Consider the following 24,136-nt stretch of genomic DNA (forward strand, 5'->3'; position numbering starts at 1 on the left):
CGTAGGCTCAAAGGGTGGGCGGTGTATTGGTCGGTTTCTCGATCATCGGGTTTGTGATCCTGGTGGGCTACGTCGTCGAGCGCACCGGCGTGGCCGGCGACAGCGCCGGCCGGGTGCTCAACCGCATCGCCTTCTTCGTCGCCACCCCCGCCCTGCTGTTCACGGTGCTCGCCCACGCGGATGTGCACGTGCTGTTCTCCGCGTTCCTCGCCACCGTGCTGTGCAGCGTGATCATCGGCATGCTGCTCTACCTGCTGCTGGCGCGGTTGTTCTTCCGGGCGCCCGTGCCTGAGACAGTGCTCGGCGCGACGAGCGCCACCTATGTCAACGCGAACAACATCGGGCTGCCGGTGGCCATCTACGTGCTCGGCAGCGCCCAGTACGTGGCGCCCGTGTTGTTGCTGCAGCTGCTCGTGCTCGCGCCCATCACCCTCACCATCCTGGACTCCTCCACCCGTGGCCGGGTGTCGGTGCGCGGCATCCTCACCCAGCCGCTGCGGAACCCCATGATCATCGCCTCGGTGCTCGGCGTGCTCGTGGCCACGTTCGGTGTGACGGTGCCCGATGCCGTCATCGCTCCGCTGGAGATCATCGGCGGTGCCGCGATCCCGCTGGTGCTCATGTCGTTCGGCATGTCGCTGCACGGGCAGAGGCTGCTGCAGGCCGGAACCGGGCGCAAGCAGGTGGTGGCCGCCTCCGTCATCAAGGTCGTGCTGATGCCGGTGATCGCCTACCTGATCGGCCGGTTCGTCTTCGGCCTTTCCGGCGCCGAACTGTTCGCCGTCGTCACCGTGAGCGCCCTGCCCACGGCGCAGAACATCTTCAACTTCGCCTCCCGGTACGGACGCGGCGAGGTCGTGGCCCGGGACACTGTGCTGGTGACGACCATCGGCGCGATCCCGGCCCTGGTGATCATCGCGGCGCTGCTGGCCTGAGTCGTTCGGAATCACCCGTTTGGACCAAACGGCATACAGATTCCCCGTGTAACAGGGAGTTTACGGCGGTTCATCTGTTGGAAACAACCGATTGTATACCGTTTGAATATGCCTTCAACAGTAACGATGTCCCGGTGACCGGCTTCCGACTCGTGGGAGTCCTGCACCTGCCGCCGCTGCCCGGCGCTGCCAACTACACAGGCCAGCCGGTCAGGGAGATGGCGGAAGCCGCGGCCGAGGATGCTGTCGTTCTGCACCGTGCCGGGTTCACCGACGTCATGATCCAGGACGCCAGCGACAACCCGCAGCCGACGACGGTCGCCGTCCCCACAGTCGCTGCCCTCGCGGTGGTCGGGGCCGAGATCCGCCGGCACAGCCCGGTCTCGCTGGGCGTCGTCGCGGGGCACAACGACGGCCCGGCCGCCGTGGCCATCGCCCACGCCATCGATGCTCAGTTCGTACGGGTGAAGGTGCTCACGGGCGTCTCGGTCGGACCCACCGGGTTTATGGAGGGGTGCGCGCTGCAGGTTGCCCAGATGAAGCGCCTCCTCGGCAGCAGCGTCGAGGTCTGGGCGGATGCCCACGAGGCCACGAGCCGCGCCGTCACCGGCGACCTGCACTGGGCCGCGGCCGAGGCACTGTCGTTCGGGGGAGCGGATGCGTTGGTCGTCACCCGCGACAGCGGGGTCCCCGACGCCATCAGCGACATCGCCGCCCTCAAAGCACAGCTCGGCTCGGGCACCCGGGTCATGATCGGCGGCCGAGTGGGCACCGGCACTCTCGACGCCGCCATGCACGGCTCCGACGGGGCCATTCTCGGCAGCGTGCTCAAGACCGGATCGGGCTACGACGCGCGCATCGACCCGGAGGTCGCCGGCCGGCTCGGCGCGAGCTACGCCGCCTTCCTCAACCGCTGACCTCTCCCTCCACGCCATCCCTCGCACCCCTGGCCGCACCGGCCCTGTTCGAAAGACGCACACCAATGACCGCAGCCACCCTCCAGAGCCCCCTTCTGGCATCGGACAGCCCCCTCGACGAACGCCAGAAGAGCGTTGTGGTGCGGGTGTCCGAGGCGGAACGGGCCGGGATCCTGGCCCTGCCGACCGACGACCCGCTGGACCCCAAGCGTCGCGCCCGGGTCGAGGCCACCCGCGGGGAGATGTTCGGACAGGCCACGGCCATCACCGCCACCTGGTTGCGGAACGAGACGGAGCTGTCGGTCGTCAGCGACCGGCTCGCCTCCGGCGGATTCGACAGGGTCTTCCTGGTCGGTGCCGGAGACTCGCTGGCGGTCATGATCGGCGCGCGGATGGCCCTCGAACTGATGCTGGGACTGCCCTGTGAGCCCGTGCAGAGCCTGGACTTCGCGTACTACCAGCGGCACCTGGTCACCGACCGCTCGGTGGTCATCGCCCTGTCGAGCTCGGGCGAGACGACGCGCACGGTGGAGGCGCTCCTGGTGGCCCAGAATGTGGGTGCCCTGACGATCGCGCTCACCAACACCGTCGGCTCCACCCTCGATGTGGAGAGTGAGAACACCCTGCTCATCTCGGCCACCCGGGTGGGCTGGCCCACCCAGTCCTCCAGCGCCGCCCTCGCGCTGCTGCTGCGCCTGGCCGCACAGACCGGAGTGGCCCGGGGAACGGCCGGCGCCGCCGAGCTGTCCGCCGAACTCGCCCAGATGCCCGCGCTCATCGAGCGTGTGCTGGAAGACAACGACGCGGCGATCGCCGCGATCGCCCGGGCGGAAGCACAGCGCACGATGTTCCTGTTCTCGGCCGGCGGCCCCAGCTGGGCGGCCGCGATCATCGGCGCCGCGAAGGTGAAAGAGACCTCCCCCGACCATGCCCTGGAGATCCAGGTCGAGGAATACCACCACTACAACTCCCAGAAGCCCGGTGAGCCGCTCTTCGTGTTCGCCCCCACCGGTCCGTCGGTTCCCCGGGCCGTCGACACCGGCCGGGATGCCCTGCGGTACGGGGGCCAGCTCTACGCCATCACGACCGTGGGCGAGACGGCGTTCACCGACATCGCCGCCACGGTCATCGAGCTGCCGGCCGTCGCCGAGGTGCTCAGCCCCCTCCTGTTCGTCGTTCCCGCGCAGATGATCGGCTACCACGTCGGCATGGCGAAGTTCGCCGCCGCGGAGGCGGAACTCAATGCCTGAGCAGACCACCGCACCCGCGCTCGTCTGCGTCGGCAACCTCACCCTGGACGAGGCGATCCACGACGGAACGCGCTCACCCGTGGCGATGGGAGGAGACGCTGCCTACGCCGCCCTCGCCGCCCGGCTCTACCTGCCCCGGGTGACCCTCCTCGCTCCGGTCGGAACCGACGCTCCCGCCGAGCTCCTCTCCGGTCTCGAGGCCGCCGGTGTGAGCGCACCGGATCTGCCCCGACGTGACCTGCCCACGGTTCGGAACGTCATCACCTACCACCCCGACGGTTCGCGCAGTTGGGAGATGCTGGCGTCGGAAGCCGACTTCGACGCGTTGTCGGTCTACCCGGCGGATGTTCCCACCGCGCTGCTGGCCGCCGACGGGTTCGTGCTGTCGGCCATGAGCCTCGACGCCCAGGTCGCCCTGACGCCGTGGCTGCGCGCGAACAGCAGCGCCCGGCTCTACCTCGACCTGCAGGAGGACTACCTCGCCGGAAACCGGGAGGCCCTGTTCGACCTGATCGCACTGTGCGACGTGTTCCTACCGAGCGAGATCGAGGCGACCACCCTCGCCGGCACCACCGACCTCCAGGCCGCCGCCCGACTGTTCCAGGATCTCGGTCCCACCACCGTGGTCATCAAACGCGCCGAGGCGGGAAGCCTCGTGCTGGACGGCGACGTCGTCACCGAGGTGCCGTCCGACCGGGTGCAGGCCGTCGACAGCACCGGCGCCGGCGATGCATTCTGCGGCGGCTTCGCCGCGGTGCACCTGGCGTCAGGAGACGCCGTCGCGGCCGCGGTCGCCGGATCCCGGGCGGCCCGCATCGCGATCAGCACCCTCGGCATCGACGGTCTGCTCGTCGCCGCCACCGCCGCAGCCGGGGCGGAGGCCGTCCGATGACGCGCACCCGCATCGCCATCGTCAACCCCAACACGACCGACAGCATGACCGCCTCCGTCGTCGCCGCGGCGCGTCCGGCGGCCCGGCCCGGCACCGACCTTCTGGGCATCACCGCGCGGTTCGGCGTCGCAAGCATCGAGAGCCACACGGACGAGGTCTGGGGTGCTCTCGCCGTATTGCAGGAAATCGAGCGGCTGGAGGACTCGGCCACGCCGCCCGATGCCTACGTGATCGCCTGCTTCGGTGACACCGGCCTGCCCGGCGCACGGGAGGCCGCGTCCGGACCCGTGGTGGGCATGACCGAGGCGGCGCTGATGACGGCGGCTCTCCTGGCGCACCGGTTCAGCATCATCACCATGCCGCGGCGCACCATCGAACAGTCCGACCGGGTCGTGCGCACCCTCGGGCTGGGGCACCGCTGCACGGTCCGAGCCGTGGACGAACCGGTCGCCGAGGTGCACGACGGGTCGGCGCACCTGCTCGGCCTGTTCGTCACCGAGGCCCTCCGCGCCATCGCGGACGACGGCGCCGAGGCGATCGTGCTCGGATGCGCCGGCCTGGCCGACCTGGTCGCACCCCTCCAGCAGCGGGTGGGCGTGCCGGTCATCGAGGGCGTCAGCGCCGCGGTCGCGCTCGCCGACGGGCTCCTCGCCCAGAACCTCACCACCTCCCGCTCGCAGACCTGGGCGCGGTCCACCTCGCCCCGTCCCGCTCAGGCAGGAGAACACCGATGACGACCCTGTTCACCCGCGTGTACGTCTACGACAGCGCTCACGAGTCCGGCCTGTTCGGCCCCACCGACGTGCTGATCGAGGGAAACACGATCACCGGCATCGGAACCGATGTCGCTCCGGTCGCCGGCGCCGATGTGCGCGTCATCGACGGCAAGAACCACCAGATCCTGCTGCCCGGCCTGATCAACGCGCACTTCCATTCCCCCGCCAACCACCTCAAGGGCTCGCTCCCCTCGCTGCCGCTCGAACTGTTCATGCTCTACGAATCGCCGGTGGACGCCGAGTTGGCGCCCACCCCGCGTGAGGCGTACCTGCGCACCATGCTGGCGGCCCTCGAGATGCTCCGCACCGGCACCACGACCGTGCAGGACGACGCCTTCCTGATGCCGTATCCGACGCCGGAGATCATCGACGCCGTGATGCAGGCGTACGCCGACTGCGGCATCCGCGCGAGTGTCGCCCTCGACCAGCCGGAGCTCGCCGAGGACCAGAAGCTGCCCTACCTTTCCCGCAACACGGATGCGGCGTTCGTCGACTCACTGGCGGCCCCGCCGCCCCTGGACTCCGCCGGCCTGCTCGGCATGTACGACTACCTGCTCGAGCGGTGGCACGGCAGCCACGGTGGCCGGCTCACCGCCGCCGTGTCGGTATCCGCTCCCCAGCGCGTGAGCGTGCCCTACTTCGAGGCGATCGACGACCTCAGCCGCCGCTGGGGAATCCCCCTCTTCGCGCACATGCTCGAGACCAAGGTGCAACGGGCGCTCGCCACCGAGCAGCCCCGGTTCGCCGGTCGGTCCCTCGTGCAGTACACCGCCGATCTCGGCCTGCTCAGCGAGCGTATGAACGTGATCCACGCCGTGTGGACCGACGACCGCGATCTCGCGCTCATCGCCGAGGCCGGCGCCGTGATCGCCCACAACCCGGTGAGCAACCTGCGACTGGGCAGCGGCGTCGCCCCCTTCCGCCGGATGAAGGACTTCGGCATCCCCGTGGCCCTCGGCATCGACGAAGCCATCTGCGACGACTCGGCCAACCTCTGGGGAGTGGTGAAGACCGCCGGTCTCATCCACAACGTGTCCGGACTCGACAGCGACCTCTGGCCCACCGCGGGCGAGGTCCTGGACAGCCTCTGGGCCGGGGGAGCGGCGGCACTGCTGCAGGCCGACCGCCTGGGCGCAGTCCGCGAGGGCTACCTGGCCGACCTGACCCTCCTGGACCTGCACGGCGCCGCCTTCACCCCGTTCAACGACCTGCGCGGCCAGCTCGTCTACTGCGAGTCGGGCAGCGACGTCGTTGTCACGATGGTCGACGGTCGCGTCGTGTTCGAGGCCGGCTCCGTGACCACCGTCGACGAGGACGCCCTGCTCGCCGAGGCCAGGGAACACTTCGCCGGCAAACTCCCCGTCGTGCAGCGGGCACGTGCCGCCGCCGGCACCGTGTATCCGCACTACCAGGCGATCGTGCGCGAGGCGGCCGCCGCCGACCTCGGAATGAACAGATGGATCGGAACCCGATGACAGTCCCCACCCCCGTTGCCCCCGATGAGCGGTACGACTACTCACCCATCACCACACGCCTCGACGCGGTCTGGCCCGAGGGCAAGAAGCTGGCCGTCTACATCGCCATCGGCCTCGAGTCCTACACCTTCGGCACCGGGATGACCGAGAACCTCATGGAGGGTGTGGCCGCTCCCGACCTGGTGAACACGAGCTGGCGGGACTACGGCAACCGCGTCGGCGGATTCCGGCTGTTGCAGCGTCTCGAGCAGTTCGGCATCCCCTCGACAGTGCTCCTCAACACCGCGGTCTACGACGCCGCTCCGGAACTCCTCGCGGAGGCCCGCCGGCTGGGATCGGAGATCATCGGCCACGGCATCTCCAATTCCGACTCGCTCTCGGGCATGACCGAGCAGGACGAACTCGCCTACCTCGACGCTGTCGCCGCACGGATTTCCGTCGAAGAAGGGGCGGCGCCGCGGGGCTGGTCCAGCCCCTGGCTGACCCACACCGAGCGCACCATCGACCTGCTCGGCGAGGCCGGCTACGAATACCTGCTCGACCTGCGCCTGGACGACCGCCCCGTGTGGCTGAACACGCGTGAAGCCCCGCTGCTCGCGTTGCCCTACGCGCTCGAGCTCAACGACAGCACCACCATCATCGGGCGCGGGGCGAGCGCGAGCGAGTTCGCCGACATGATCATCGACGAGTTCGACGAGCTGCTCGAGGCTGCCGGCGAACAACGCCTGGTGATGAGCATCGTGGTGCACTCGTTCATCTCCGGTGTCCCGTTCCGGCTGAAACAGCTCAGTCGTGCGCTCGAACACCTGACGAACCATCGGGCAGATGTGTGGTTCGCACAGCCGCGCGACATCCACGAGGCGATGACGGCCCAGTCCGCCCAGCTCCTGCCCCAGGCGGTGGACGATGTTCGGTAGCAGAGCGGATGCCCGCGCCGCCGGTAGCCGCCCCGGCGGCAACGTGGCCAGTATCGACGATCTCCGCATCAGCCTGGAGCGCAACGGGGTTCGCTCCGACGTGATCCGGGGTGTCGACCTGGAGGTCCGCTCGGGAGAGATCATCGGGCTCGTCGGTGAGTCGGGGTCGGGCAAGAGCGTCCTCGCGCTCGCCATGATGGGCCTGCTGCCCCAGCGCTCGCACCCGCGGGTCGAGGGCACGATTCGCATCGTCGGCACCGACATGGTCTCGGGCACGGCGGAACAGCTGCGGCGACTCCGCCGCGATGAACTGGGCGTGATCTTCCAGGACCCGATGACCTCGCTGAATCCGACCATGCGGGTGGGAAACCAGATCACGGAATCGTCGGGCGACCCGGCCACCAGCATCACCCTGATGAGCGCGGTGGGGATCAACGACCCCGAGCTGCGCTTCCGGGTGTTCCCTCATGAACTCTCGGGTGGACTGCGCCAGCGCATCATGGCGGCGATCGCCGTTGCCGGACGTCCCTCGTTGATCATCGCCGACGAACCGACCACGGCCCTGGATGTGACCGTGCAGGCGCAGGTGCTCGAGCTGCTCAAGAGCCTGCGCGACGAATTCGGCTGCAGCGTCGTGTTCATCACCCACGACCTCGCGGTCGCCGCGCAGATCGCCGATCGTGTCGCCGTGCTCTACGCGGGCCGGATCGCCGAGATCGGCCGCACCGCCGACATCCTGCAGCGACCGACGCACCCGTACACCGTGGGCCTGCTGCGGTCCCGGCTGGCGCTCAGCACCCCCCGCGACACCCTGCTGGAGACACTGCGCCCCGAAACGGCCTCGGCCGAGGAGCGCGGCCAGGGCTGCGCGTACTCCTCGCGGTGCCCGCTGGCCGTCGACCGCTGCGGCACCGAGCAGCCGCCGCTTGCCGCCGCCGACATCGCGGTCCCGCCCATCCCCGGTGTGGCCGGCGAGCACGTCGCCCACAATCGTGCCTGCTGGCGCGCCGAAGCGGATGTGCACGCGTACGCGCAGCACTCGCCCGCTCGCCCGCTGCCGCTCGTGGACGTCTCCGGGTTGGTCTCCCGCCCGGTCGACCGATCCGTTCCGGCGGTGAGCGTGACCGGCCTGCATGCGCGGTTCGTCCTCAAGGGCGGCGCCGGTCGCCGCCGCGAGGTCCACGCGCTCCGGGGAATCGACCTGTCGGTCCGGCCCGGGGAATCCGTGTCCATCGTCGGGGAGAGCGGCTCGGGCAAGTCGACGTTGCTGCGGGTGATCGCCGGTCTGACCCCGGCCGCCGCCGGCTCGGTGACCCTCGCGCCCGGCGGCGCCCAGATGGTGTTCCAGGACGCCGGATCGTCGCTGACGCCGTGGCTGACGGTGGGGGAGACCCTGCGCGAGCGGCTGCTTCCGCTGGGTCTCGGCGGTGCCGAGACCCGGAAGCGCATCGAGGCGGCCCTGGACGCCATGGGCCTGGCTGCCTCGATCGCCCGCTCCAGGCCCGGCGAACTCTCCGGCGGGCAACGCCAGCGCATTGCCCTGGCCCGCGCCACCATCATCCCGCCGGCCGTGCTGCTCTGCGACGAGCCCACCAGCGCACTCGATGCCTCGTTGGCGGCGAGTGTGCTGAACCTGATCAGGGAGATGCGCACCGCCCTGACAATGACCGTGTTGTTCGTGACCCACGACCTGTCCGTGGCACGCCTGATGGGCGACCGCATCGTGGTCATGACGGGCGGCGAGATCGTCGAGACCGGGTCCACGGACGAGGTCATCACCGCACCGAAGCATCCCTACACCCGAACCCTGCTCGGGTCGGTACCCGAGATCGGAGCCCTCCGATGACTGTGCCCGCTCTGACCTCCCGCCGCTTCCCGATGCCCGCACTCTCCCTCGGGGTGCACACCGGTCGGAGGGTGAACCTCACCCTCGTCGCCCTGCTGGTGGTGGTCACCCTGGTCGCCCTGGCCGCGCGCCTGCTCGCGCCGTACGATCCCATCCAACCGATCGGGGCGCTCAACCTGCCGCCGGGTTCCGAGGGGCACTGGCTCGGCACCGATTCGATCGGGCGGGATCTGCTCAGCCGCACCCTGTGGGGAATCCAGGTTAGCTGGTTCGCGGCGCTGATCATCGTGGCCTCCGGCCTCGTCATCGGCGGTCTGGTCGGGACGGTGGCCGGCGTCGCCGGTGGCCGGATCGACGGGCTGCTGATGCGCGTGACCGACCTCTTCCTCGCCCTGCCGGGCACCCTGGTGGCGATCGCGATCGTCGCCGCGCTCGGCTACAACCTGCAGAACACCCTGATCGGGATCGCCGTGGTCTGGTGGCCGTACTACGCCCGGATCATCCGGGGCGAGGTGAAGTCGATCGTCGCCCAACCTCATGTCGAGGCGGCACGGCTGTCCGGCGCCTCCCGCGGGCGCCTGGTCATGCGGCACGTGGTTCCCGGCATGGTGCCCACCGCGATCGTGACGGCGAGCCTGGACGTGGGCAACGTCGTGCTGCTGCTCGCCGGGCTCTCCTTCCTGGGGCTCGGTCAATCCGCCCCGGCACCGGAGTTGGGCGCGGATACCGCCCGGGCGCTGTCGCAGCTGCTCACCGAATGGTGGATTCCCGTCGTGCCGGGGCTCGCGGTCCTGCTTCTCAGCCTGATCGCCAACCTCGGCGGCGACGCCATCCGCAACCTCGTCTCGACCCACAGCTGAGGACCTGACCATGACCCGATTCATCCTCCGCCGGCTGGGCGCAGCCGTGATCCTGATCTTCGTGTTGTCCGCGGCCATCTTCGTCCTCCAGGCGATCTCGCCCGGCGACCCCGTGAAGGCCTACCTGGGAGCCAACGCCTCTCCGGCGGCGATCGCCGCCCAGCGGGCAGCCCTGGGCCTGGACGACCCGATCTATGTGCAGTACCTGCGCTTTCTGGGCAACCTTGTGCAGGGCGACCTGGGCGTCTCGTTGCGCACCCACCGCGCTGTCCTGACCGATCTCGCCGCGTTTTTGCCGGCCACGGTCGAACTGGTGACGGTGTCCTTCCTGACGGCTCTCCTGCTGGGCACACTCTTCGCGGTCTCGGGCGCGCTGCGCTGGCCGGGCGGGGCGGTCTTCCGCGGTCCGCTGCTGGTCCTGGCGACGGCTCCTCCGTTCCTCCTCGCGCTCGGCGGCATCGTGCTCTTCTACGCTCAGTGGCACTGGCTCCCAGCCGGCGGCCGGGGCGAGGACAGCACGTCCCCGACCGGGTTGCTCGTTCTCGACAGCGTGCTCGGCGGCAGTCTTCCCCGGGCCGGCGACGCTCTGGAGCACCTGATCCTGCCGGCGGTGGTGTTGGCCATCGCTCCCTCCATCGCGATCGGACGCATCCTGCGCGCCAGCCTGGACGCGACACTGCGCTCGGACTACGTCCGGACGGCGCAGTCCAAGGGGCTGACCTCGCTGACCGTGCTGCGCAAGCACGTCGTGCGCAACTCGCTCGGCCCGGCCATGTCGATGGCCGGACTGCAGCTGGGCTTCATGTTCGCCGGTGTCGTCGTGGTGGAACAGATCTTCAGCTGGCCGGGAATCGGCAACTACCTCGCCAACAGCATCCCCGTCTCCGATTTCCCCGCCATCGCCGGCGTCACCCTCGTGCTCGGAACGATCTACATCGTCGCGAACGCGGTTGTCGACGTCCTCCAAGCCGCCGCGGACCCACGCCTCAGCGCGTAGGGCCGTGTCATGTTCCGCCCCCTCCCCATCCGTTCCATCACACACACAGGAGTTGACCGTGAAATCTCGACTGCACCGTAAAACACCCCGAGGCGTCCTCGCCGCGCTCGCGGTGGTCCCGCTGCTCGCGCTCGCCGCGTGCTCGGCCGGCGGGAGCGACACCGCGCCCAACGCCGCGCCGAGCGACGGAACCCTCACCATCGGCCTGTTGGGCGACATCGGGCAGCCACCCGACCCCGACGTGTACTACGCGAACAACGGCCTGGCCATCGTGCTGAACACCTACGAGGGCCTGGTGCAGTACCAGAACGACCTCGACACCGTCGAACTGGCACCGCGCCTGGCCGAGTCGTGGACGGTGTCCGACGACAACACCGTGTACACCTTCGCCCTGCGCAGCGGCGTCACCTTCCACGACGGAACCCCGTTCACGTCCGCGGCCGTGAAGACGTCGTTCGACCGGCGCACCGCCGTCGACGGCGGCGCGGCGTACATGACCGCCGGCGTCGCATCAGTCGAGACACCGGATGACCTCACCGCGATCGTCACGCTGTCCGAGCCGAACGCGGCCTTCCTGGACTACCTGGCTTCTCCGTTCGGCCCGAAGATGGTCTCCCCGACGGGCCTGGCCGAGAACGCCGGATCCGACAACGCGCAGACGTACCTGCAGACCCACGACATCGGGACGGGCCCGTACGAGCTCTCCGACGTGCAGGTGGGAGCGAAGTACTCGCTGACCCAATACGCCGACTACTGGGGGACGATCTCGCCCTTCACGACAGTCGAGCTGCCCGTCTACAGTGACGCCAGCGCCATCCAGCTGGCCCTGGACAACGGTGACGTCTCCGCGGTCGTCGCGGCCCTGCCCTCCTCGAGCCTGGCCAAGTACGACGACAACGACGCGTTCAACAGCGACATGCTGCCCACCCTGCAGTCTGCGCTGCTGACGTTGAACCCGAGCCTGGACTTCTTCAGCAACCAGGAGGCCCGGACCGCCTTCCTGCAGTCCATCGACCAGGAGAAGCTGGTCAAGCAGGTGCTGGGCGCCCGCTCGGAGCCGGCGACCACCCTGTACGCCAAGGGAATGATCGCGGATGGGTCCGACGCGCAGAACATCGACTATGACCCGAGCGTGTTCGCGGCCTACGCCGCGACCCTTCCGGCCAAGACGCCTCTGGTGGTGGGATTCGCATCGGACAACTCGAACGCCGAGCAGATGGCCAACATCGTCACCGCGCAGCTGCAGGCGGTCGGTCTCGCCGCGACGGCGCAGGGCTACCCGACCTCGCAGGTCTTCGACTGGGCCAACGACCCCACCAAGGGACCGGATGCGTTCATCGACGGCAACAACGGCCCCGACGGCGGCAGCCCGTACATGTGGGGCCACGTGTTCTGGGACGCCAGCGGCGGAATCAACTACTTCCTCTGTGAAGACCCGAACACGAACGCCGATCTCGAGGCCGCCGTGCGCTCGGGCGACACTGCGCTCTTCGCGCAGGCCGCCCAGACGTACTCGGCGACGGGGTGCTACATGAACCTGTCCTACAACAAGGACTGGGTCGTGTCGCAGACCTGGCTGACCGGCGTCGCCGAAGCCCACAACATCGGCGCGAACGAACTCGACTTCAGCAAGCTGGGCATCGCGAAGTAGACGTTCTTTCGCCAGCGGTGGGACGGCGCCGAATGGCGCTGTCCCACCCGCTGTCGTTACCATCCAGAAAGCACCCCCACCACCCATGACTGAGGAGAACCCGATGGCCGCACCGGTCGATGTTCCCGTCGAAACCACGCGTCCCGACTCGCTGTCCCGTCAGGCCTACCTCGCGCTGAGCGAGGGAATCATCCGCGGCCGGTACCCCCAGGGAGCCCGGCTGGCCGAGCAACGCCTGGCCGAGGAGCTCGAGGTCTCCCGGGTTCCACTGCGGGAAGCCGTACCGCAGTTGGAGATGGACGGCTTCGTGCGCACCTTCCCCCGCCGTGGCGCCGTGGTCGCTACCTGGGACGAGAAGGGGGTCAATAACCTCTTCGATCTACGCCTCTGCCTCGAGGTGGGTGCAGCCCGGTTCGCGGCCCGCCAGGTGTCCCTCGGCGCGTCGATGGACCAACTCGACCACGCGCTGCGCTACTCGCAGGACGTGGTGCACGGCGACGACCCGTACAAGATCGCCCAGGCAAGCACCTGGTTCCACGAGGCGATCGTGGACCTGACCGACAACGCCCTGATGAAATCGCTGATGCGCTCGGTGTCGGGTCGGATGATGTGGCTGTTCTTCCTCACCTCCCAGCTGGATGTGGACGAAGCCTTCGATGACCACCGGGAGCTGTGCGAGGCGATTCGTTCGGGCAACGAACGGGTGGCGGAGTCGATTGCCTACACCCACATCGAACGCGACCGCATCCCGTCGTTCACCGCCCTGAAGAGCCAACACGTGATCGAGCTTTCCTAGGCCGGCAGGGGTTCAGTTCGACGCGTCGGCGTGCTCGGGCGGCCAGACGACCGCGAAGCGCTCGAAGATGATGTCGTCGTCCTCCGTCCACTCTGCTCCGCGCGCGGCGCTGACGCGCTTCCAGTAGATGCGATGTTCCTTCTGCCAGCTGGCCAGCGATCCGTCGTCCTCGCCTTCGTCCGCGGCGAACGCGGCATCGGCGCTGGTGAACGGACCCACCCGGAGCTCCACACTGCGGATGATGATTCGAGGTGCACCGGTGCTGTCACACGCGATCCAGTGTGAGCCGATTCTGGGCACCTGATCACCACGGGCAACGAAGTCGGCCACGAGCTCAGCCGTCGCGCGCTTCCGGCCGGTCAGAACGATCGCCAGCAGTTCGTCGGCCAGACGCGCCGAATCTCCGAAATGCTCCACCGTGTACTCAGGGCCCGCGAGGGCGGCCTGAGGATTCGAGCGGCAGTACGCCTCCCAGAACGCCGTCGACGCAGCGATGTCCGGCGGGGTGAGCGGTTCCGGTATGGATGGTCCTGTCATTGCTCCATGGTTTCACGCATCCGGGTCACCTTGAGTCCGGCCCACATTCTCCCGCCAATCTCCTCCTCGCGGCGGCGCGGATCATTCCCGGGAGCGATGCCCGGGCGCCGGACTGCTCTTCATACTGTGATTCATGTCCCGAGCACCCAGGTCCCGTCAGCGCATCGTCCTTCTCGTCTTCTCGTCGCTGTTCCTCTTTCTCACCGGATGCGTGTGGGTGCTGAATCCGATTGCGGAGCGGCTGAACATCTTCATCGTGCCGCCTTCGCCGCAGCGGTATGCCGCCCTCGCCGTGGAGCAGATGCGACCGGGTCTCCGAGCCGACGACGCGACGTACGCGGCGGTGGTGCGTGAGGTCGACCGGCGGGTCGCGGCCGCGAGCATCCTCAGCGACACCTACCCGGCGCTCCAGGATGCTGCCGTGCGACTCGGCGGGGAGCACAGCGCATTCCTCGACCCGGCCGCCGCGGACACCTACTTCGGCTCCGGGGGCTCCGGGGACGAGACCGGCGCGCTCCCCACTGTCGTCACCGAGGACGGGGTGTCGACGCTCTCCCTCCCCACCCACGTGGGCGGAGGAGGTGCCGCCAACCAGCGGTACACCGACGCTGCGATCGACGGCCTCGCCGCGGCCGAACCGGTGACGACGGCCGGGTGGGTGCTCGACCTGCGCGGCAATCACGGCGGCAACGTCTGGCCGATGCTGGCGGCGGTGGCTCCGCTCCTCAGCGACGGCCAGGTCATGTCCTTCGACTACGCGGACCGATCCGATGCCGTCACCGTCGAGGGCGCCACAGTCTCCCTGCGCGGAGCAGAGCAAGCGACCTCCACGGCCCGCACGACGAAGACGAGCCTCCCGATCGCCGTCCTCATCGACGGCATGACCGGCAGCTCTGCCGAAGCGGTCGCCATCAGCTTTGTCTCCCAACCCAACGCGGAGCTGTTCGGGCAGCCCAGCTACGGCTTCAGCACGGTGAACGAACCGCGGCGCCTCTACGACGGCGCCGCGATCAACCTCACCACGGCGGTCGACGCCGACCGTTCCGGCACTCGGTACGGCACCCCGATCGTTCCCGATCACGTGATCGACGACCCCGGCGCCTTCGACCCGGCGGTGCGGCAGTGGTTAGCGCGCCGAGCGCAGACCGACGCCGATGCTGCCCGGTAGTGGGCCGCAGTCGCGGCTCTTCCCGCCGTCGAGCGCGCGTCGGCCGGAGCGATAGGTTCGAACCGTGACCACTGCCGCCTCCACTGCCGACGTCTCGACCAGCACTCAGGCCGCCCTGCGCCGTCTCCTCGACTCGCTCGGCGAGGTGACCGGCGTCGAGGTGCTCACCGGGGGAATGTTCGCTACCACCTACCGGGTCTGCTTGGCCGACGGCACTCGAGTGATCGTGAAGACGGCCCCTGTCGACACCGATCGACTGCTGACCTACGAACGCGACCTCGTGCGCACCGAAGCTCTCGTGTACGGGCTGGGCGCCGGCCGGCCCGAACTGCTCATGCCCCGGGTACTGCACACCGACTTCAGCCGCAGCATCCTGCCCACCGACGTTGTCGTGGCGACCCACCTCGATGGTGTGCCGCTGCTCGGCCTCAGCACGGCCACGGGCGAATCGGCAGCCGACCAGCCCGAGCTGCTGCACGACCTCGGTGCAGTCATGGCACACCTGCACACGGTGACCGGCAGCGACTTCGGGTATCCCAATCGCGCGACCGGGCTCGTCGCGCCGACCTGGCCGGAAGCGTTCGGGTTGATGGTGGAGGCGTTGTTGACGGATGCCGAGCGCTGGGCGACGACAGTGCCGGCGGCCGACATCCGCGCGGCGCTCCAGCGCCACCGGGCCGCCCTCGCCGAGGTCACCGTGCCCGTGCTCGTGCACACCGACCTCTGGGCGGGCAACCTCTTCGTGGACCCCGTCACCGGGCGCCTGACCGGTGTGATCGACCCGGAGCGGGCGGTCTGGGGCGACCCGTTGTTCGAGTTCGCCGGGGCCGACCAGCTCGGCGGGGGACCGGTACCGACAGCGTTGCTGGACGGATACGCCTCGGGTGGGGCGCGCCCGGCGCTCGGGTCCCCGGCCGGGGACACCCGGCTGCTGCTCTACCGGATGTATCTGGCCCTGGTCCAGCTGGTGGAGATCGTTCCGCGCCACTATGCCGGCGACTGGGTCGCCGCACACCGGGCCGCGGTCGACGGCAGCCTCCGCGCGGCCCTGACCGCGCTCGCAGGATAACCTCGCGCCGAGGCACAGCACTCACAGAACGGGGGCTAACCCCGTGGTGGCCCCGCACAGCATCCGGAATGCTGGAGACAGCCACCAGGGCCGCACCACGACACCTCATCACGAAAGAAAAGATCTCCCATGCTCAGCGCCGCAGTGCCACAGTCCGTTCCGCTCTCTCCGAGCCGGCCCCGCTGGGCGCTCGCGGCGTTCTCTCCGCTGACGTGGCGCGAGTTCGCCTTCCACGCGGCGCACCTCCCGATCGCGATCGGCGGGCTGGTCTGGTTCACCGTGGCGATTTCGGTGGGGCTGCCCCTCGGCGTCACCTGGGTCGGCCTGGTCGTGTCCGCGTTCCTCCTGGCGGGGTCCGGATGGTTCGCGGCCGCGACCAGGAACCTGTCCCGCCGCCTGCTCGGGCAGCCGGTCGCGGTTCCGCGCAGGTTCGACCGCAAGCCCGGGGCGGTCGGGTATGTGACCGGGCGATTCGGCCACGCCGCGACCTGGCGGGAGCTGGCGTTCCTCCCCGTGTCGTTCGTCCTGACGGTTGCCACATTCTGCATCTCCGTGGCTCTTCTGGTGAGCGCAGGGGGAGCGATGACGCACTCGGTCTGGGGCCGGTTCCTGCCGGAGCAGACCGGGAATGACGGCCGGCTGCACCGTGGTGCACAGTTCCTGGGGGTCTTCGTCGACACCGTTGCCCTGCAGGCCGGCTTCGCCGTGCTGGGCCTGGTCCTCTTCCTGTTCGTCTGGCCGAGCGTGAACCACGGACTCTCGTCGCTGCAGCGCGTCGTTATCCGCTCCATGCTCGGTGCGAGCCGGGCCGAGGCGCGGCTGACGGAGGTCACCCGCTCCCGCGCTGCGGTCGTGCAGAACGCCGACGACACCCTGCGCCGTATCGAACGCGAACTGCACGACGGAACCCAGGCCCGTCTGGTCGGGTTGGCCATGACTCTCGGTGATGCCCGCGACCGCCTCCAGAACGGTGCCGAACCGGGCACCATCGCCCCACTGGTCGACCAGGCGCATTCCTCCACGAGGGAGGCCCTCGTCGAGCTGCGCGAACTGGCCCGGGGCATGCATCCGCCGGTGCTCGACGACGGTCTCGAGTCTGCCCTCATGTCGGCATGCTCCCGGGTCCCGTTCCCCGTCACCCTGGAGGTCTCGCTCAGCGCCCGGCCGTCGACCGTGATCGAGTCGATCGCCTATTTCAGTGTCCTGGAACTGCTGACGAATGTGTCCAAGCACGCCCAGTCCACGCAGGCGCACGTGACGGTCTCCGAGCGGCCCGGCCGGATCGAGCTCGAGGTGCGCGACAACGGGCGCGGAGGCGCCCATGTGTCGCCCGGGGACGGCGCCGGGCACGGAACAGGTCTCGCCGGCCTGCTCGACCGAGCGCGGTCCGTGGATGGGACCCTCGACGTCATCAGCCCGGTCGGAGGTCCGACGCTCGTCACCATCTCCCTGCCCGTGGCCCCCGCCTCGTGAGGATCATCGTCGCCGACGACAGCACGATCGTGCGGGAAGGACTCGTCGCGCTGCTTCGCAGTCGTGGCCATGAGGTCGTGGCTGGAGTGGCCAACGGCGACGAGGCCGTGGCGGCGGCCGAAGCGGCGGTCTCCGCGGGCGGTGTCGACATCGTGGTCATGGACATCCGCATGCCCCCGACCCACACCGACGAGGGGGTCAGGGCGGCCGTGCGCATCAAGCGGCACAACCCCGGGGTCGGCGTGATGCTGTTCTCCCAGTACGCGGAGGTGCGCTGGGCGCAGACACTCCTCGACGTCGCGACCAGCGGCGTCGGGTACCTGCTCAAGGACCGGGTGGCCGACGTGGGTTCCTTCCTCGAGTCGTTGCAGGATGTCGCGGGCGGCCGGCTGGTCCTCGACCCGGAGGTGGCGGCGGCGCTGATCGGGGCGCCACGGTCCTCGTCCGGCACGCTCGACCTGCTCACTCCGCGTGAAACCGACGTGCTCCGCCTGATGGCCGAAGGGCGCTCGAACGCGGCCATCGCGAGCAGCCTGTTCCTGTCCAACGGCAGTGTCGAGAAGTACGTCACCGCGCTGTTCGCCAAGCTCGGCCTGCAGATGACGGCACACGATCACCGACGGGTGCTGGCCGTGCTGCAGTACCTCTCGAGCTGAGCCGCGGGGCGCGACCCGGCGGTCAGGCCCTCTTTCTGGCCTGGTGGCGTGCCACCCGATTGCGGTTGCCGCACCCGGCGGATGTGCACCAGAGGCGGTTGTGCCGCGGCGAGGTGTCCAGGTAGACCCAGCCGCACGCGTCGTCGGCGCACTGGCGCGCGCCGCTGAGGTCCGAACGAAGCAGATCGTGGGCCAGCTCCGCCACGGCGGCCCGGGGGCCGGTGAGATCGGCCGGGGGCCGCCACGACCAGGTCGCACCATCCGCCGCGGGCACCAGCGACGACCGGTCGAGCGCCGCGAGGTATTCCCGGGCGATGACCTGGGCCGCCGCCTCGGACGACTCGAAGACGGCCGAGTAAATCGCCTCCCTGAGCTCCACGACCGCGGCATGCTCGCGGGCGGCGGCATCCGGTGCGGCCGCGGCCAGCCGGCGCGATTCGCGGGAGCCGCCGGGCAGCAGGCCGAACTGCTCGCACCAGGCGACGACGTCGTCGAAGGAGGCGAGAGTGTCGATCGACCGGTCGGCGTCGAGCCTCCAGTGCACAGTGTCGACCAGGTCGAGAGCAGAGTGCCCAGCGACAGCGGGGAACTCGGGGCGGGCCGGCGCGAGGGACATGCATCGATGCTAACGCCTGATCTGCCATTGCGCCATTAGCCCGGTTCTGCCAGGGTCTAATGTGTGAACAACAAAACACCCATTAGAAGCCGACCGTCCTCTCTCGGCCGGGACTTCCGGCTGTTCTGGCTGGCCCAGGGTGCGTCATCCGCCGGCGGGCAGATCAGCGAACTCGCGATCCCTCTCCTGGCCGTGGTGGTCCTGAACGCCTCGGTGGCCGAGGTGGGACTCCTCGGCGCGGCCCGATGGTTGCCCTTTCTGCTGCTCACCCTCCCGCTCGGCGTCATGGTGGACCGGTTGCGCCGCCGTCCGGTGCTGGTGTTCTCGGATCTCGCACGTGCCGCGCTCACCCTGGTCGTCGTTGCCTTCGCGTTCACGGGTGCGCTGACGCTGTCGACCCTCGTGGTCCTGGTCGCGTTGATCGGGGTCTTCACCGTCTCCTTCGAGGTCAGTTACCAGTCGTACCTTCCCGCCGTCGTCGGCAGGGACGAGCTCGAACGCGCCAACGGCCGCCTCCAGGCCACCACTGCCGCGACCGAGGTCGGCGGCCCGGGCCTCGGGGGCCTGTTGATCCAGGCGCTCTCCGCCCCGTGGGCGCTCCTCGCGCACCTGCTCACCTATCTCGTCTCCGCCACCGCGCTGCTGGGCATCAGGACGGTGGAGAGCGCGCCACCACGAACAGGCCGGAGCGCCCTGAGGGACCTCGCCGACGGCCTCGCGTTCGTGCGTCGGGACCGCTACCTCGTCTCACTGATCGGGTTCGCGGCCATCTACAACCTCTTCGCGCAGTGGATCATGGTGCTCTTCACCGTGCACGCCGTGCGTGAACTCGGCCTCTCGGCGGGGCATCTGGGCCTCGTGTTCAGCCTCGGTGCGATCGGCGCCGTCGTCGGAGCCGCCCTGGCCCCGGTCAGTGTGCGCAGGTTCGGGGCCGGCCCCGTGCTGATCGCCTGCGCCGCGCTCGAGTGCGTCGCCCTGGCCGTGCTGCCCCTGGTCGGCAGCTCCTGGCCCACGCCGACCATTGTCGCTGTTCTCATCGGAGTCTTCGCCGTCAACGGCGCCGGCACCTCCCTCTCGAGCGTTGTCGCCCTCACCCTGCGGCAACTGCGCACCCCCGACCACATCCTCGGCCGGGTCAATGCCACCATGCGCTGGATCTCCTACGGTGTTATCTCCATCGGCGCCGCCCTGGGCGGCGTGGTCGGCGAGCTCCTCGGCACTCGACTGGGTCTCGCCGTGGGCTGCGCCGGCACGCTGCTGACCGTCGTCTGGGTCGCCGCGTCCCCGCTCCGCCGCATCGGGGACCCGCAACGTCTCGCCGTTCCACACACGGTCACGCCTTCGGGGTCGGAGCCTTCTGCAGCCAGGGCCGCAGCCGCCGGGTGATGAACGGCATCACGAGGTAGGTCATGGTGGGCGCCATCACGAACGTGGTCAGCAGGATGCGCAGCACCGTCGGGATGTCGTTCCACTCCGGGTCGACCCCGGTGACCAGGTAAGTGAAGAGCACGTTCAGCGGGAAGAAGCCCAGCCCGATGGCCACGGCCTGCTTCCACCGCGGCGGCTGGAACGGCGCTGAGGGGCCCGCGTTCTCCTGCGATTCGTCGAACCAGCCCTCGATGCCGGTGCGCTTGACCACGTGCGATTCGAGCACCAGGCCCTCGCCCTCGTGCAGCCAGCTGGTGCGGGCGATCGAGTTCTCCCAGGCCTCCAGCGACGCCGCATCCTGGAATTTGTAGAGCATGTGCCAGTGACCGCTCCCGGCATGCGCGCGCACCCAGCCGGAGCCGAGGAAGCCGGGGTACTCGTTGGCGAGATCCATGCCGGTCTGCACCCAGTGGGTGGCCTCGTCGAAGCGCTCGGGCGCGACGCGGCGCCGGATGGACACGGTGACGGGAACGTCTGCGGGAGCTTGTGGCGCGCTGTCGTTCCCCGCTGCAGCTGGAGACATGGGTTAAGTATGAGCGACGGCCTGGTCAGCCCTGGCGCGTCGGCCTGATCGTCAGGTCGCCTATTTCGACGTCGTGGGGCTGCTCGATCGCGAACGCGATCGCCCGGGCAACCGCTGCGGCAGGGATGCCTATAGCGGCCATCGAAGCCTGCGCGGCCTCACGGATGCGGACATCTGCGATGGCGTCGACGAGTTCGGTCTGTATGTAGCCGGGGGAGATCGACGTCGTGCGCAGGACACCATCCGTCGACTCCTGTCGCAGGCCTACCATCAAGGTTCTGACGGCGTTCTTTGTGGCCGCGTAGACGGCCTGCGTCGGCACGATCTTGATACCCGATGTGGACACGGTGGTCACGAAATGTCCGCGCCCCTGCGAGTGGAAGACCGGCATGGCCGCGGCGATGCCGTTCAGAACACCGCGGAGGTTCACATCGATCATCGACGACCAGCCATCGGTGTCGAGTTCCATGATCGGGGACAACGCTGAGACCCCGGCGTTGCTGACTAAGACATCCAGGCGGCCGAACACATCAACCGTCCGAGCGACGAAGTCCACCAGTGTCGGTGCTGACGTGACATCGACTTGGCACGCGATGGCACGACCTCCCGCCTCGACTATCTCAGCGACGATGCCGTCAAGACGCTCGGCACGACGCGCCCCGAGCGCCACGAGGCCCCTCGCTCCGCGAGTAACCGGGCCGTTGCTTCGCCGATGCCGCTGCTGGCTCCCGTGACGGCAACCACCGTGCCTGCCATGTCGCTCATTTTCGTTGCCAATCGATCGGTATCACTAGAGTGGACACGTGTCCGCTTCGGGTCAACAATACGGACACGTGTCCGCTTAAGCAACCGAGAGCGCCCTGGAGACCAGTGAACCCGTCAATGCCCCGCGCAGACGCCCGGAACAATCGCGCTCGCATCGTCGAGGCGGCCCGCGACGCGATTGCGCTTGCAGGGCCGGACGGTGAGTTGCGGTTGAACGCGATCGCCCAGAAAGCCGGCGTGGGCCAGGGCACTCTCTACCGGCATTTTCCGACCCGCGCAGACCTGCTGGTCGAGGTCTACCGGCATGATGTCGACGAACTCGTTGCGGTGGCCAGCACGCTCCTCGAGACCGAAGCGCCGTTCACTGCGCTCGCGCTCTGGTTCGACCGCGTTGCCGATTACGCCCGCGTCAAACGCGGAGTCTTCGCGGCTGTCGAAGCCTCGGTGTGGAAGGATCTCAGCGCGCACAGCCTCGGTCCCATCGGTGAGGCGCTCACTCTGCTGCTCGATGCCGGTCGCAGCGCCGGCGTCATTCGAGCGGATGTCGACGCCGCGGACGTCATCAGTCTGATCGGCTTTCTCACCCGTCTGGAGGAGACCGATTGGGACGTACGAGCCCGGCATCTGCTCGCGATAGTACTCGACGGCCTGCGGGCACCCGGGGACGGGAGCGAGAGCTAGAAGATCATCGGGCGGTCGTCGTCCTCGTCCTCGGTCTCGAGGTCCACGAGCACGGGCACGTGGTCGCTGGGCGCGTCGCCCTTGCGCTCATCGCGGTGGATGCTCGCATCCGTCACCAGCTCGCCGAACGCCGGCGAGCCGAGGATGAAGTCGATGCGCAGGCCCTCATTGCGCGGGAACCGCAGCGCCTTGTAGTCCCAGTAGGTGAACCCCTCAGGCACGATCGGGCGCACCACGTCGGTGAAGCCCGCCGCCTCGAACGCCTCGAAGGCGCTGCGCTCTGCCGGCGAGATGTGCGTGGAGACGCCGGGAATGAGGGTCGGGTCGCCCACATCGGAGTCCAGCGGGGCCACGTTCCAGTCGCCCATCAGCGCCATCGCCAGCTTCGGGTTGCGGGTCAGTTCGTCGACGGCGTGGGTCTTCAACCGGGCCAGCCAGTCCAGCTTGTACACGTAGTGCGGGTCGTCGAGCGAGCGGCCGTTGGGCACGTAGAGGCTCCACAGCCGCATGTCGTTCACGGTGACGCCGAGCGCGCGGGCCTCCAGCGGCAGCCCGGGGCCCTCTTCACCCTTGAGGAAGCCGGGCATCTCGGGGAACGCGGTGGCCACATCCGTCATCTCGTGGCGGCTGGCGAACGCGACGCCGTTCCACTGGCTGAGGCCGTGCACGGCCAGCTCGTAGCCGGCGTCTTCGAACGCCTGTGCCGGGAACTGCTCGGGCTTGCACTTGATCTCCTGCATGGCGAGCACGTCGATGTCCTCCCGCACCATCCAGTCGACCACCCGGTCGACGCGGGCACGGATGGAGTTGACGTTCCAGGTGGCGATGCGCATGCACCCCAGCCTATTTGGCGCGGGCGCGCGAGAAACCTCGCTGACACACGTGAGTGGCAGGATGGTTGCATGTCGGAATTGCAGATCGGTTACGCGGCCATGTTGGAGCAGTTCGCCCCCGCCGAGGCGGTGGCCCTGTCGGCGTATGCGGAGGAACACGGGTTCTCCGGCGTCATGGCGGCGGACCACTTCCAGCCGTGGGTGCCCGCCCAGGGCGAATCCTCGTTCGTGTGGAGCGTGCTCGCCGCGATCGGCGAGCGCACCAAGGGCGATATGGGCCCGGGCGTCACCGCGCCCACGTTCCGCTGGCACCCGGCCATGGTGGCGCAGGCCTCCGCCACGCTCGCCTCGATGTACCCGGGACGGCACTGGCTGGGGCTGGGCTCCGGTGAGGCGCTCAACGAGCACATCGTCGGCGGCTACTGGCCCGAAGCGCCCGAGCGGATCAACCGCATGTTCGAGGCCATCGAGATCATCTCCAAGCTGTTCGCCGCGTCGATCGCCGGTAAGGACGTCAAGCACTCCGGCCAGTTCTACAAGCTCGAATCCACCCGGCTGTGGACCATGCCGGAGGTGGCGCCGGAGATCCTCGTGGCCACCGCCGGCCCGGTCACGGCCAAGCGCGCCGGCCGGCACGCCGACGGCCTCATCACTGTGGGCGCCCCGCTCGAGAAGATCTCGATGCTCTTCGGCAAGTTCGACGACGGCGCCCGCGAAGCAGGCAAGGACCCGTCGACCATGCCCAAGGTGCTGCAGCTGCACATGAGCTGGGCCGAGACCGACGAAGAGGCCATGCGCAACGCACTGCACGAATGGCCCAACGGCGGCATGAAGTTTCCCAAGGGCGACATCCGCTCACCGTTCGAGTTCGAGCAGATGGCCAAGATGGTGCGCCCGGAGGACTTTGAAGGCCGCATGATCATCTCGGCGGACCCCGACGAGCACCGTGCCTACATCCAGAAGTTCGTCGACCTGGGCTTCGACAAGATCTACCTGCACAACGTGGGCCGCAACCAGCGCCAGTGGATCGACGTCTTCGGCCGCGACGTGCTGCCGAAGCTCGCCCGGTAGCGAT

24 protein-coding genes are annotated in these 24,136 nt (G+C 69.0%); 19 read left to right on the top strand and 5 right to left on the bottom strand.

Annotated elements, in window-relative coordinates; genetic code table 11:
* Positions 1 to 14: 14 nt before the first annotated feature.
* The 12 genes from DOE79_RS13960 (at position 15) to DOE79_RS14015 (ending at position 13,312) form a co-directional block, all read left to right on the top strand.
* The gene (locus DOE79_RS13960) at positions 15 to 935 is read left to right on the top strand and encodes an AEC family transporter (RefSeq protein ID WP_120339024.1); all 921 of its coding nucleotides are present in this window, start codon (positions 15 to 17) and stop codon (positions 933 to 935) included.
* Between the two features lie 134 nt (positions 936 to 1,069).
* Complete coding sequence (locus tag DOE79_RS13965) at positions 1,070 to 1,852, top strand: BtpA/SgcQ family protein (RefSeq protein WP_162942756.1); 783 nt, start codon at positions 1,070 to 1,072, stop codon at positions 1,850 to 1,852.
* Between the two features lie 65 nt (positions 1,853 to 1,917).
* Positions 1,918 to 3,102, top strand: a complete 1,185-nt coding sequence (locus DOE79_RS13970; RefSeq protein ID WP_120339026.1) for an SIS domain-containing protein — start codon at positions 1,918 to 1,920, stop codon at positions 3,100 to 3,102.
* A complete protein-coding gene (locus DOE79_RS13975; protein WP_120339027.1) occupies positions 3,095 to 3,994 on the top strand; it encodes a carbohydrate kinase family protein in 900 nt (299 codons plus the stop codon). The genes DOE79_RS13970 and DOE79_RS13975 overlap by 8 nt, the downstream gene beginning before the upstream one ends.
* Positions 3,991 to 4,728 carry an aspartate/glutamate racemase family protein gene (locus tag DOE79_RS13980; RefSeq protein WP_120339028.1) on the top strand — a complete coding sequence of 246 codons (738 nt, stop codon included), beginning with the start codon at positions 3,991 to 3,993 and terminating at the stop codon, positions 4,726 to 4,728. Before DOE79_RS13975 ends, DOE79_RS13980 begins: the two co-directional genes overlap by 4 nt.
* On the top strand, positions 4,725 to 6,245 hold the full coding sequence (locus DOE79_RS13985; protein ID WP_120339029.1) for an amidohydrolase family protein: 1,521 nt from the start codon (positions 4,725 to 4,727) through the stop codon (positions 6,243 to 6,245). The genes DOE79_RS13980 and DOE79_RS13985 overlap by 4 nt, the downstream gene beginning before the upstream one ends.
* Positions 6,242 to 7,162, top strand: coding sequence for a polysaccharide deacetylase family protein (locus tag DOE79_RS13990; protein WP_120339030.1), 921 nt, complete (start codon positions 6,242 to 6,244; stop codon positions 7,160 to 7,162). Before DOE79_RS13985 ends, DOE79_RS13990 begins: the two co-directional genes overlap by 4 nt.
* Complete coding sequence (locus DOE79_RS13995; RefSeq protein WP_120339031.1) at positions 7,152 to 9,008, top strand: oligopeptide/dipeptide ABC transporter ATP-binding protein; 1,857 nt, start codon at positions 7,152 to 7,154, stop codon at positions 9,006 to 9,008. The genes DOE79_RS13990 and DOE79_RS13995 overlap by 11 nt, the downstream gene beginning before the upstream one ends.
* Entirely contained in the window at positions 9,005 to 9,868 is an 864-nt protein-coding gene (locus DOE79_RS14000; protein ID WP_120339032.1) for an ABC transporter permease, read from the top strand. The genes DOE79_RS13995 and DOE79_RS14000 overlap by 4 nt, the downstream gene beginning before the upstream one ends.
* 10 nt (positions 9,869 to 9,878) lie before the next feature.
* The gene (locus tag DOE79_RS14005) at positions 9,879 to 10,865 is read left to right on the top strand and encodes an ABC transporter permease (RefSeq protein WP_120339033.1); all 987 of its coding nucleotides are present in this window, start codon (positions 9,879 to 9,881) and stop codon (positions 10,863 to 10,865) included.
* A gap of 58 nt (positions 10,866 to 10,923) precedes the next feature.
* Positions 10,924 to 12,516, top strand: a complete 1,593-nt coding sequence (locus DOE79_RS14010; RefSeq protein WP_120339034.1) for an ABC transporter substrate-binding protein — start codon at positions 10,924 to 10,926, stop codon at positions 12,514 to 12,516.
* Positions 12,517 to 12,619: 103 nt separating this feature from the next.
* Entirely contained in the window at positions 12,620 to 13,312 is a 693-nt protein-coding gene (locus DOE79_RS14015; RefSeq protein ID WP_120339035.1) for a GntR family transcriptional regulator, read from the top strand.
* Positions 13,313 to 13,324: 12 nt separating this feature from the next.
* Here the strand turns inward: DOE79_RS14015 and DOE79_RS14020 are convergent, their stop codons facing one another.
* Positions 13,325 to 13,849, bottom strand: a complete 525-nt coding sequence (locus tag DOE79_RS14020; RefSeq protein WP_120339036.1) for an ASCH domain-containing protein — start codon at positions 13,847 to 13,849, stop codon at positions 13,325 to 13,327.
* A gap of 133 nt (positions 13,850 to 13,982) precedes the next feature.
* Between DOE79_RS14020 and DOE79_RS14025 the strand changes: the two genes are divergently transcribed.
* From DOE79_RS14025 to DOE79_RS14040, 4 genes are all read left to right on the top strand, one after another.
* Entirely contained in the window at positions 13,983 to 15,017 is a 1,035-nt protein-coding gene (locus DOE79_RS14025; RefSeq protein ID WP_120339037.1) for a S41 family peptidase, read from the top strand.
* Between the two features lie 64 nt (positions 15,018 to 15,081).
* A complete protein-coding gene (locus DOE79_RS14030) occupies positions 15,082 to 16,086 on the top strand; it encodes a phosphotransferase family protein (protein ID WP_120339038.1) in 1,005 nt (334 codons plus the stop codon).
* 129 nt (positions 16,087 to 16,215) lie between these two features.
* Positions 16,216 to 17,559, top strand: coding sequence for a sensor histidine kinase (locus DOE79_RS14035; RefSeq protein WP_120339039.1), 1,344 nt, complete (start codon positions 16,216 to 16,218; stop codon positions 17,557 to 17,559).
* On the top strand, positions 17,556 to 18,215 hold the full coding sequence (locus tag DOE79_RS14040) for a response regulator transcription factor (RefSeq protein ID WP_120339040.1): 660 nt from the start codon (positions 17,556 to 17,558) through the stop codon (positions 18,213 to 18,215). Before DOE79_RS14035 ends, DOE79_RS14040 begins: the two co-directional genes overlap by 4 nt.
* A gap of 22 nt (positions 18,216 to 18,237) precedes the next feature.
* On the opposite strand, the gene DOE79_RS14045 is transcribed toward DOE79_RS14040, so the two are convergent.
* Positions 18,238 to 18,831 (bottom strand): CGNR zinc finger domain-containing protein, encoded by a 594-nt coding sequence (locus DOE79_RS14045; RefSeq protein WP_120339041.1) that lies wholly within the window; start codon positions 18,829 to 18,831, stop codon positions 18,238 to 18,240.
* Positions 18,832 to 18,894: 63 nt separating this feature from the next.
* Between DOE79_RS14045 and DOE79_RS14050 the strand changes: the two genes are divergently transcribed.
* Positions 18,895 to 20,217, top strand: coding sequence for an MFS transporter (locus tag DOE79_RS14050; RefSeq protein WP_120339042.1), 1,323 nt, complete (start codon positions 18,895 to 18,897; stop codon positions 20,215 to 20,217).
* Here the strand turns inward: DOE79_RS14050 and DOE79_RS14055 are convergent.
* Both DOE79_RS14055 and DOE79_RS14060 read right to left on the bottom strand, forming a co-directional pair.
* Positions 20,165 to 20,782, bottom strand: coding sequence for an antibiotic biosynthesis monooxygenase (locus DOE79_RS14055; protein WP_120339043.1), 618 nt, complete (start codon positions 20,780 to 20,782; stop codon positions 20,165 to 20,167). The genes DOE79_RS14050 and DOE79_RS14055 overlap by 53 nt on opposite strands.
* Before the next feature lie 25 nt (positions 20,783 to 20,807).
* Positions 20,808 to 21,452 carry an SDR family oxidoreductase gene (locus tag DOE79_RS14060; RefSeq protein ID WP_220094235.1) on the bottom strand — a complete coding sequence of 215 codons (645 nt, stop codon included), beginning with the start codon at positions 21,450 to 21,452 and terminating at the stop codon, positions 20,808 to 20,810.
* Positions 21,453 to 21,664: 212 nt separating this feature from the next.
* Between DOE79_RS14060 and DOE79_RS14065 the strand changes: the two genes are divergently transcribed.
* The gene (locus DOE79_RS14065; protein ID WP_120339044.1) at positions 21,665 to 22,228 is read left to right on the top strand and encodes a TetR/AcrR family transcriptional regulator; all 564 of its coding nucleotides are present in this window, start codon (positions 21,665 to 21,667) and stop codon (positions 22,226 to 22,228) included.
* On the opposite strand, the gene DOE79_RS14070 is transcribed toward DOE79_RS14065, so the two are convergent.
* Positions 22,225 to 23,061, bottom strand: coding sequence for an exodeoxyribonuclease III (locus DOE79_RS14070; RefSeq protein WP_120339045.1), 837 nt, complete (start codon positions 23,059 to 23,061; stop codon positions 22,225 to 22,227). The two genes, DOE79_RS14065 and DOE79_RS14070, sit on opposite strands and share 4 nt — an antisense overlap.
* A 69-nt stretch (positions 23,062 to 23,130) precedes the next feature.
* Between DOE79_RS14070 and DOE79_RS14075 the strand changes: the two genes are divergently transcribed.
* Complete coding sequence (locus DOE79_RS14075; protein WP_120339046.1) at positions 23,131 to 24,132, top strand: TIGR03557 family F420-dependent LLM class oxidoreductase; 1,002 nt, start codon at positions 23,131 to 23,133, stop codon at positions 24,130 to 24,132.
* The last annotated feature ends 4 nt before the right edge of the window (positions 24,133 to 24,136 follow it).

It is taken from the genome of Cryobacterium soli, from assembly GCF_003611035.1.
Classification (GTDB): Bacteria; Actinomycetota; Actinomycetes; order Actinomycetales; family Microbacteriaceae; genus Cryobacterium; species Cryobacterium soli.

Coding starts and splice junctions, on each gene's coding strand:
- DOE79_RS13970 (WP_120339026.1), top strand. CDS start 1,918: ATGACCGCAGCCACCCTCCAGAGCCCCCTTCTGGCATCGGACAGCCCC.
- DOE79_RS13975 (WP_120339027.1), top strand. CDS start 3,095: ATGCCTGAGCAGACCACCGCACCCGCGCTCGTCTGCGTCGGCAACCTC.
- DOE79_RS13980 (WP_120339028.1), top strand. CDS start 3,991: ATGACGCGCACCCGCATCGCCATCGTCAACCCCAACACGACCGACAGC.
- DOE79_RS13985 (WP_120339029.1), top strand. CDS start 4,725: ATGACGACCCTGTTCACCCGCGTGTACGTCTACGACAGCGCTCACGAG.
- DOE79_RS13990 (WP_120339030.1), top strand. CDS start 6,242: ATGACAGTCCCCACCCCCGTTGCCCCCGATGAGCGGTACGACTACTCA.
- DOE79_RS13995 (WP_120339031.1), top strand. CDS start 7,152: ATGTTCGGTAGCAGAGCGGATGCCCGCGCCGCCGGTAGCCGCCCCGGC.
- DOE79_RS14000 (WP_120339032.1), top strand. CDS start 9,005: ATGACTGTGCCCGCTCTGACCTCCCGCCGCTTCCCGATGCCCGCACTC.
- DOE79_RS14005 (WP_120339033.1), top strand. CDS start 9,879: ATGACCCGATTCATCCTCCGCCGGCTGGGCGCAGCCGTGATCCTGATC.
- DOE79_RS14015 (WP_120339035.1), top strand. CDS start 12,620: ATGGCCGCACCGGTCGATGTTCCCGTCGAAACCACGCGTCCCGACTCG.
- DOE79_RS14020 (WP_120339036.1), bottom strand. CDS start 13,849: ATGACAGGACCATCCATACCGGAACCGCTCACCCCGCCGGACATCGCT.
- DOE79_RS14025 (WP_120339037.1), top strand. CDS start 13,983: ATGTCCCGAGCACCCAGGTCCCGTCAGCGCATCGTCCTTCTCGTCTTC.
- DOE79_RS14035 (WP_120339039.1), top strand. CDS start 16,216: ATGCTCAGCGCCGCAGTGCCACAGTCCGTTCCGCTCTCTCCGAGCCGG.
- DOE79_RS14045 (WP_120339041.1), bottom strand. CDS start 18,831: ATGTCCCTCGCGCCGGCCCGCCCCGAGTTCCCCGCTGTCGCTGGGCAC.
- DOE79_RS14055 (WP_120339043.1), bottom strand. CDS start 20,782: ATGTCTCCAGCTGCAGCGGGGAACGACAGCGCGCCACAAGCTCCCGCA.
- DOE79_RS14065 (WP_120339044.1), top strand. CDS start 21,665: ATGCCCCGCGCAGACGCCCGGAACAATCGCGCTCGCATCGTCGAGGCG.
- DOE79_RS14070 (WP_120339045.1), bottom strand. CDS start 23,061: ATGCGCATCGCCACCTGGAACGTCAACTCCATCCGTGCCCGCGTCGAC.
- DOE79_RS14075 (WP_120339046.1), top strand. CDS start 23,131: ATGTCGGAATTGCAGATCGGTTACGCGGCCATGTTGGAGCAGTTCGCC.